This window comes from Vibrio sp. AND4, assembly GCF_000171815.1.
In the GTDB taxonomy this organism is placed as follows: Bacteria; Pseudomonadota; Gammaproteobacteria; order Enterobacterales; family Vibrionaceae; genus Vibrio.
This window is the reverse complement of sequence record NZ_ABGR01000111.1, coordinates 1-1,414: the sequence shown is the minus strand read 5'-3', so window position 1 is coordinate 1,414 and position 1,414 is coordinate 1. Positions and strand designations below refer to the sequence as shown.

The following is a 1,414-nucleotide window of genomic DNA, read 5'->3' as shown; positions in this document are numbered from 1 at the left end:
CGTATACGTGAACATGCATTTGGCAGATAACCAACGCCTCAACCTCACCAATGCCACACACATTACCAACCTAGTCTTTGGTATTTTACGTAATGCTGGCGCGCTAACGCCAGGCATTGAGCCAAACCTCGTGGTGTGTTGGGGAGGCCATTCAATCAACCCTATCGAGTACCAGTACACTCGAGAAGTAGGTAATGAGCTGGGGCTGCGTGAACTCAATATCTGTACGGGTTGTGGGCCGGGTGCAATGGAAGGCCCAATGAAAGGGGCGGCTATTGGTCATGCGAAACAACGTTACACAGATCAACGCTATCTTGGTCTGACTGAACCATCAATCATTGCAGCTGAGCCACCCAACCCAATCGTCAATGAACTGGTGATCATGCCAGACATTGAAAAGCGTCTCGAAGCTTTCGTTCGTATGGCGCACGGCATCGTTATCTTCCCCGGAGGTCCTGGTACCGCCGAAGAGTTGCTGTACATTTTGGGCATCATGATGCACCCAGAAAATGCCGATCAGCCGATGCCAATCGTGCTCACTGGCCCGAAAGAGAGTGAGGCTTACTTCCGCTCAATTGATACTTTTATTGCCGATACTCTGGGCGAAGAAGGTCAGAGGCATTATCAAATCGTGATTGATGATCCGGCAGAAGTAGCCCGTATCATGAAACGTTCAATGGAAGGCGTTCGCCAGCATCGTAAAGAAAAAGGCGATGCGTACAGCTTTAACTGGTCACTAAAGATCGAGCCAGAATTCCAGCTGCCGTTTGAGCCAACACACGATGCAATGGCCAGTTTAGACCTCCACTTGAACCAGCAACCACAGGTTCTAGCAGCAAGTTTGCGTCAAGCTTTCTCTGGCATTGTGGCTGGTAACGTCAAAGCGGAAGGGATTCGAGAAATTGAGCGTCACGGTCCATTTACTATCAACGGTGACCCAGTATTAATGAGGAAACTCGATAAACTATTGAAAGATTTCGTGGCACAGCACCGCATGAAACTTCCTGGCGATACTGCTTACGAGCCATGTTACCGTATTGCCCACCAAGAAAATGGTGGTCGATAGATAACTCAGCTTTGGTTACACTAGGGGCATTACGCCCCTTTTTATTGCTAAGTCATTATGTCTATTCACCTTGTTATCATTGATGCCCTGAACTTGATCCGCCGAGTGCACTCTGCGCAACCCGACCCTACTGACATAGCAAGAACCATCACAACCACTGGTCGAACGCTGAGTCGCATCCTTTCTGAAGCACAACCAACCCATATTATCGCGGTGTTCGATCACCACGAGCAGCAACGAGGCTGGCGCGCGGATATCCTCCCAGACTACAAACAAAACCGTAAACCCATGCCAGAGCCTCTGTTGAAAGGCTTGGATGCAATTCAACAAGCGTGGTGGGAACAAGGT

At 49.4% G+C, this 1,414-nt stretch carries 1 protein-coding gene and 1 pseudogene; both read left to right on the top strand.

Annotated elements, in window-relative coordinates:
• Window positions 1–1,066: nucleotide 5'-monophosphate nucleosidase PpnN (gene ppnN, locus AND4_RS18985; RefSeq protein WP_009844613.1), on the top strand; the 1,066-nt coding region annotated here is incomplete at its 5' end.
• Window positions 1,067–1,123: 57 nt separating this feature from the next.
• Window positions 1,124–1,414: pseudogene (locus AND4_RS18980) on the top strand (flap endonuclease Xni); the annotation flags it as partial.